We start from the raw sequence: 1,786 nt of genomic DNA, 5'->3' as shown, positions 1-1,786 counted from the left end.
GGGGGGGCCCCCACGGGCCCCCCCCCCCCGCCCCCCGCCGCCCGGGCCCCCCCCCCCCCGGCGGGGGGCCCCGGCCGTTATCGCGTTCGGAGGGCCGCCGTGAGGAAGTTAGGATTTCGACCATGGCGGCCACTGGATCCGAGAAGCAGGGGACGAACGCGTACTACGTATCGACCCCCATTTACTACGTCAACGACGCTCCTCACCTGGGCCACGCCTACACGACCGTTGCAGGGGACGTGCTCACGCGCTGGCACCGTCAGCGCGGCGAGAAGGTGTGGTACCTCACCGGCACGGACGAGCACGGTCAGAAGATCATGCGCACGGCCGAGGCGAACAACGTCACACCGCAGGAGTGGTGCGACAAGCTCGTCGAGGAGTCCTGGAAACCCCTCTGGGAGCATCTGAACATCGCGAACGACGACTTCATCCGGACGACGGAGAAGCGGCACACGGACCGTGTGCAGGAGTTCGTGCAGGACCTGTTCGACAAGGACGAGATCTACAAGGGCGGGTACGAAGGCCCGTACTGCGTGGGCTGCGAGGAGTACAAGCTCCCCGGTGACCTGATCGACGGCGGGACCGACTTCCCCGGCCAGAAGCTGTGCCCGATCCACAAGAAGCCGGTGGAGATCCTCAAGGAGGAGAACTACTTCTTCAAGCTGAGCGAGTACGGGCCGAAGCTGCTGGAGTTCTACGAGGCCAACCCGGGCTTCATCCAGCCCGAGTCGGCGCGCAACGAGGTCGTGAACTTCGTACGGCAGGGACTTCAGGACCTGTCGATCTCGCGCTCCACCTTCGACTGGGGCGTCCCGGTGCCGTGGGACGAGAAGCACGTCATCTACGTCTGGGTGGACGCGCTCCTCAACTACGCCACGGCGGTCGGCTACGGCGCGAACCAGCAGAAGTTCGACGAGACCTTCCCGGCCGATGTGCACCTGGTCGGCAAGGACATCCTGCGCTTCCACGCGGTGATCTGGCCCGCGATGCTGATGGCCCAGGGTCTGCCGGTCCCCGGCCGGGTCGCGGCGAACGGCTGGCTGATGGTCGGCGGCGAGAAGATGTCGAAGTCGAACCTGACCGGCATCAAGCCGCAGGACCTGACCTCGCACTTCGGTGTGGACGCCTACCGCTGGTACTTCCTGCGCGCGATCGCCTTCGGCAGCGACGGATCGTTCTCCTGGGAGGACTTCTCGGCCCGCTACACCTCCGAGCTGGCGAACGACTACGGCAACCTCGCCTCGCGGGTGGCCGCCATGGTCGGCAAGTACTACGGCGGGACCCTGCCGGCCGCGGAGGCCGCTGGCGCGGCCGAGCAGGCCGTACAGGACGGTCTCGCCAGGGCGGTCACCGAGTCCGACCGGCTGATCGGTGAGGAGCTGGACTTCCAGGGCGGCATCCTGGCGATCTTCGACTTCGTGAAGCAGGTCAACGGCTACATCACGGAGCAGGAGCCGTGGAAGGTCGCCAAGGACGAGTCGCCGGAGGGCCGGGCCCGCCTCGCGACCATCCTCTACACGGCGGCCGAGTCGCTGCGCGGTGTCGCGGTCCTGCTCAACGCGGTGATGCCGGAGACCTCGCAGAGCCTGTGGGACTCGCTGGGAGCCGAGGCGGGTCTCGGCGCGCTGGCGGACCAGAAGCTCGGGGATTCCGGTGCGTGGGGGCAGCTCCCGGCCGGTGCCACGGTCACGAAGGGCGCGGTGCTGTTCCCGCGCCTGGAGGAGAAGCCGGCCTAACCGGACCGGACCACGGAAGGAGGGCCCGGACACGCCGAGCGTTTCCGGGC

1 protein-coding gene is annotated in these 1,786 nt (G+C 68.0%); it reads left to right on the top strand.

Translation table 11 applies throughout. The annotated features are described in order from the left end of the window. The first annotated feature begins 122 nt into the window (after positions 1-122). On the top strand, positions 123-1,736 hold the full coding sequence (gene metG / locus ACFXBC_RS34885) for a methionine--tRNA ligase (RefSeq protein WP_385034086.1): 1,614 nt from the start codon (positions 123-125) through the stop codon (positions 1,734-1,736). The last annotated feature ends 50 nt before the right edge of the window (positions 1,737-1,786 follow it).

Source organism: Streptomyces sp. NPDC059398, from assembly GCF_042751845.1.
Lineage (GTDB): Bacteria > Actinomycetota > Actinomycetes > Streptomycetales > Streptomycetaceae > Streptomyces.
The sequence above is the reverse complement of the archived record's forward strand: the minus strand, read 5'-3'. Positions and strand labels throughout refer to the sequence as shown.

Bases quoted from the DNA above. Each gene is read 5' to 3' on its own strand.
- metG (WP_385034086.1), top strand. From the start codon at position 123: ATGGCGGCCACTGGATCCGAGAAGCAGGGGACGAACGCGTACTACGTA.